At 47.0% G+C, this 5,382-nt stretch carries 5 protein-coding genes; 4 read left to right on the top strand and 1 reads right to left on the bottom strand.

Features of this window, described 5'->3' with window-relative positions:
• Positions 1–1,133: efflux RND transporter periplasmic adaptor subunit (locus H6S82_RS16615; RefSeq protein WP_191056442.1), on the bottom strand; the 1,133-nt coding region annotated here is incomplete at its 3' end.
• 324 nt (positions 1,134–1,457) lie between these two features.
• Here H6S82_RS16615 and H6S82_RS16610 point away from each other — a divergent pair.
• The 4 genes from H6S82_RS16610 to H6S82_RS16595 form a co-directional block, all read left to right on the top strand.
• Entirely contained in the window at positions 1,458–2,432 is a 975-nt protein-coding gene (locus H6S82_RS16610) for a phosphate/phosphite/phosphonate ABC transporter substrate-binding protein (RefSeq protein WP_190467500.1), read from the top strand.
• Positions 2,433–2,549: 117 nt separating this feature from the next.
• On the top strand, positions 2,550–3,419 hold the full coding sequence (locus H6S82_RS16605; RefSeq protein ID WP_190467503.1) for an ATP-binding cassette domain-containing protein: 870 nt from the start codon (positions 2,550–2,552) through the stop codon (positions 3,417–3,419).
• Between the two features lie 76 nt (positions 3,420–3,495).
• On the top strand, positions 3,496–4,284 hold the full coding sequence (gene phnE, locus H6S82_RS16600) for a phosphonate ABC transporter, permease protein PhnE (protein WP_190467506.1): 789 nt from the start codon (positions 3,496–3,498) through the stop codon (positions 4,282–4,284).
• A gap of 124 nt (positions 4,285–4,408) precedes the next feature.
• A partial coding sequence (locus H6S82_RS16595; RefSeq protein ID WP_191056441.1) for an AAA family ATPase occupies positions 4,409–5,382 on the top strand: 974 nt, incomplete at its 3' end.

Raw genomic sequence — 5,382 nt, 5'->3', positions numbered from 1 at the left:
CGCTCTTCCGATCTCCCCCCTGCTACCGATAAGGCCGTTTGCGGTACGATCGTCTTTGGCCTATCCAGTTGGGCCAAAGTCACTCGTGCCAGCAATCCGCTGCCAATGCGATCGTTATCGTTGGGAATGATGATTTCGATCGGCACCTGACGAGAGGAAGCCTCCGCAGCTGGGGAAATACGGCTGACTGTTCCGGAGAAAGGCCGATCGGGAAAAGCATCTAACCGCACTTGCACAGACTGTCCCTCACTGATATTGGATAGTTCCAACTCTGAAAGGTATACCACCACTTTCACGCTACTGAAATCACCCAGTCTGAGGATTTCACCCCCAGGCTGCACCAAATTTCCCGGCTCTGTCACCCGTTCCAACACTACGCCTTTAATCGGAGATGTCACTCTGGCATAGGATTTGCGCTCTCGCGCTTGCGCCACGATCGCTTGTTGTGCTTTGACTCTACCTACAGCTGCCGCTACCGCCTGTTCTTCGGTGCGAATTTGTTCTTCGGCGGCGCGGAAGGCTTGTTCGGCGGTGCGAGCTGCTGTTTGCGACAGTTCTGCATCTTGCTGGGAAATTGCACCTTCGCGATAGAGGTATTGGCGTCGCTGGGTGTCTGCCTTTGACTGTTGGAATTCCAGCCTTGCTTGTTCGGCTCTGGCTTTGGCGTTGCTCACCTGCGTTTGAGCGCGTGCCACTTCTGATTGGCGGGCGGCTAGTTCCGCTTCCGCTTGAGTAACGGCAGTCAATAACAAGGCTTCGTCGAGTCGCGCCAGGATTTGGCCTCGCGCTACCGGATCGCCGATGTTGACGGCTAGGTTGAGCAGCCGTCCTTCTACCTGGGAGCGCAGGGAGATTTCGCGGAGCGGTCTGGTGGTGCCTACGTATGTTGTCGGCTCTTGCAAAACTCCGGTGCGGGCGATCGCTACATCTACTGCCGTCGGACGCGATTCTGGCCTTGTCGCCCCAGATGGCTGAGATTGCGCCTCCGCTTCTACTTTGTCTGCATTGCCGCACGCGCTCAAAACTAGCAGGAGCCAGGGAACTAGGGCCAAAGCCAAAACTTTTTTCGGGCGAGTTTTTTTCCTTCCCACAGATGAATGTAAGACGGAGTTTCCAGAGTGCTTGGGTGTCATGCTTAGAAATGTAACAAAGCTTGACATTTTAATAGCATACGAGGGACACTAGCTTTTCGCTCTATTCCTAAAGTAATGTCCTTGCTTGTTGACTGATTTTGGCAAAAGTTATTGACTTTTCGTTGCAAAAGCATAAGACTCTAGTATGTGCTTATTGCCATTTTTTCTAAAATAGGGCTGACGCTAAGAAACCCGGTTTCTCTAAAGAATAGTGGGTTTAACAGGTAAAGATCTGCTAAGAAACCGGGTTTTTGCCCCCAGAGTGGGTAAATCCTGTCAAAAAAAAACTGGCAGTAGTTTTTCGGTTACCATATAAAGTTGATTATGCTTTTGAAGAAAAATTTTTTACTGGGTGCAGGTGCTGCCTTAGTAGCGCTTTTCGGTATTACTATTGACGCACTTGACAAAATGCCCCAAGCTAGGGCGGAGCGTACTGCTAGCGATCGAGTGCAACAATCTTTAGCGCAAGCAACTGCGAATCGTTTGACAATAGTTCTTCCCACTAGAGGAGACGCCGCCGACGCCCAAAGAAAAGCGAATGCAGTAGCTCAGTTTCTCTCGCGGGAAACGGGAATGTCGGTGGAGGCGATGGTAGCAGATGAAACAGCAGCTGTAGAAGCTCTGCGAGCCAACCGTGCGGATGTAGCGTTTTTGAGCAGCCGTCCGGCTTTGAAAGCTGAGGAGCTGGCAAACGCTCGTTTGTATTTAGCAGAAGTGCGACCCAATTATTCGGGTGGGTATACGTATCGCTCTGTGTTTGTTGTACCCAGCAACAGTCCGCTGAGAAGCGGTGCTACAGCGCAGACCCTGCAACAACTGCGGGGAAAGAAAATGGCGTTTACTTCTCCGACTTCTGGTAGCGGATTTATCTTCCCGGTGGGAGAATTGGTGAAGTTGGGATTGGTGGAAAATCGCGATCGTCTCAACGGTTTCTTCGGTCAAGTTTCCTACGGCAACAACTACAGCGGCGCTTTGCAAGCAGTGTTGCGAGGTCAAGCAGATGTTGCCGCTGTGTCGGAATACGCTCTGAAACCTCCGTATATCACCCAGGCAGAAGGCAGTCGATTGCGGGTTCTTTATGCAATTAATAATGTACCTGCTCACGGCGTTTCTATTGACGATGATGTTCCCGTTGCTACGCGAGAAAAAATTATCAATGCGTTAATGAAGTTGAACGAACCTGCCAACAATCAACTGCTGCGAGACTTGTATAATTCAACACAATTAGTGAAAATCAATCATACAACTCACTTACAGCCTATGCGCGACGCGCTGCAACGTGCTGGAATTCAACTTTAAACAGGGCTAATGGGGAATTTGCAGATTGCAAATTTCAAATTGCACATAGAAAAATTCAATTTGAAATCTGCAATCTTGAATTTGAAATTACGATCGACGATCGATGATTAATGACTGATGACGATTGAATGCGAAAATCTAGAAACCCGCTACAGCGCTTCTCTGAGGCGTCCGATACTCAACGGGATCGATTGCACAATTAACACTGGCGAGTTTGTCGCTTTGTTGGGACTCAATGGTGCGGGTAAGTCTACATTGTTAAGGGCAATGGTCGGTTTGGTGCCATTGCAACGCGGAATTATTCGCATTAATGGTGTGGTAACTTGTGGCAATTTTGTCGAGGGAGGGGATGACGGGCGAGACGCCCGTTCCACAAGAGGGGATTCCACAAGAGGTTACTCCACAACAAACACAAAAAATATGTCTCTTGTGGAGCAGGCGTCCCGCCTGCGATCGCGATCGCCCTTTGTCAAAACAGTCTCTACCAGACGCGACATCGGAATGTTATTTCAAGGCGGTGGGTTAATTCGTCAGCTATCTGCAATTGAAAATGTACTGTGCGGACGCTTGGGAGGTCTACCGACTTGGCAAACTTTGTGGGGATTTCCGAAAAGCGATCGCCGTTTGGCGCTGGATTTATTAGCACAGTTGGGGTTGAAAGAGCAAGCTTATCAAAAAACCGGACAACTCAGCGGCGGACAGCAACAAAGAGTAGCGATCGCCCGCGCACTGATCCAAAATCCTCAGATTCTCCTCGCAGATGAACCCATCACCGGTTTGGATGTCATGGCAGCCAAACAAGTGATGGAGATTTTATCAGATTTGCGCTCCCAAAAAGGCATGACAATTGTGACGGTTTTGCACGATTTGAGCTTAGCATCTGCCTACGCCGAACGTGCGATCGTCCTCGATGCCGGTCGGATCGTTTACGATGGCCCCTGCCAAAACTTACAATCCCAGTTTGCTGAGTTTGTGCGATCCAACTAGAAGCTAGGGGCTAGGGGTTAGGGGCTAGGGACTGGCTAAAAATATTCCCGATGACCAATGACTAATTACCAAACCGATGAAACATTTTGCAAGCTTTTGGAAACGGTATTTCTGGGTTAATCGTCTACTGATTCTGTGCGGTGTAATTTTAGTTTACGGTTGGGCATTGCAAGGGCTGAAAGTCGATCTTACACTCCTCAAAGATAGCTGGCCTTATGTTACCGATTTTATATCGAGATTGTGGCCGCCCAATTTAGAAATATTAGATATTGCGGTTGTGCGATTAATTGAAACAATCCAAATGTCCCTATGGGGAACAACAATCGGAGCAATTCTTTCCTTGCCGATCGCCATATTTTCCGCCCGCAATTTAGCTCCCCGTTGGCTGCAATTATTAGCTAACTTGTTGCAAAATGCAGTGCGATCTGTTCCTTCCATAGTTTTGGGTTTATTGTTTGTTGCCGCCACAGGATTGGGTGCGCCAGCCGGAACTTTGGCTTTAGGAATTTATACAATTGGATATTTGGGTAAATTTTATCAAGAAGCAATTGAATCTATAGACCCGCGTTCCATAGAATCTTTGCAAGTTTCTGGTGCATCTTGGTTACAAATTGCTCAATACGGCATCTTACCGCAAGTACTGCCATTAGGATTGGGCTACACCTTATATATGTTTGAGTACAACATTCGCGCTGCTTCTGTACTCGGTGTAGTTGGTGCGGGAGGGATTGGCTTTGAATTAGTCAATTATATCAGAGGTTTTGAATACACAAAAGCAACAACTATGATGTTGGTGTTGTTGGTTGTTGTCACCTTAATTGATACTTTGAGCAGCAAACTGCGTCAACACCTAGAAGCCATGTAGTTTTCAAACTGTAGAAATTAACTTTATTATTGCAGTGGTAAGGAGGTTTTTGCCTAGCCATTCTATTTTTGTGTGGCTTGGCCAATTCAGAATATATTAAGAATAGTAGATAAACATATAACTTATGCTGAGTCGTGTGCAAGCACTCAATTATAGATGTTTGCGGTATATCGATCGCCCTTTGCTACCCTTCCAAGTGCTGATTGGGCCTAACGCCTCTGGGAAAAGTTCTTTTCTAGATGTTGTGGCGTTACTGGGAGATTACGTGCGCGAGGGACTAGATAATGCTCTACTGCAAAACTTTCAAAATCCGATCGGACGTGCTACCAACGTTGACCAATTAATTTTCCATCAATCTGCACCGGGCTTTGAACTAGCTATAGAGTTACGAGTTCCTGAAAAACTAGCATCTCGCTATCAATACGCTCGTTATGAAGTAGGCTTTACCAAAGAGGAAAACGGCGAACTAGCGATCGCAGGCGAAACTCTGTGGTTGCACAACGATCCAGAGAAAAATCTAGAAAAACCTGAAGAACAACGCTTACAGTTTCCCACGGAACCTGTCGCACCAAAAACCCTATTTAAAGCACCAGGGAGAAACAGACCTCCCAGAGGCTGGCGTAAAGTTGTTAATAAAATACTCGAATCTGGGAACGACTACTTCCGTGGTGAATCTAGTGATTGGAACATGATGTTCAGATTGGGAAGTGGTAAGTCATCTTTGGGAGGGTTACCTCAAGATAAGCGATTTCCTATATCAATGTGGGTACGGGATATTTTGCTCCAAGGAGTACATATTTTGGCACTCAATAGTATTGCTATGCGCCGTCCTTGCAGTCCTTCTGAAGTGCGTACATTCAAAGTCGATGGCTCAAACTTACCTCTTGTAGTTCAAGATTTAGAGAAAAACAACCCGAAAGTATTTCGAGACTGGGTAGCGCATATTCGTACCGTATTAACAGATGTACAAACGATCCTTGTTCAAGAACGATCGGAAGACAAACATTTATATTTAGCCATACAGTATAAATCTGGTGGTGAACCAGTTCCATCTTGGTTACTTTCTGATGGTACTCTCCGGATGCTGGCTCTCACCTT

Source organism: Planktothrix sp. FACHB-1355 (assembly GCF_014748295.1).
In the GTDB taxonomy this organism is placed as follows: Bacteria; Cyanobacteriota; Cyanobacteriia; order Cyanobacteriales; family Aerosakkonemataceae; genus Aerosakkonema; species Aerosakkonema funiforme_A.
This window is presented reverse-complemented; position numbering and strand designations above follow the sequence as displayed.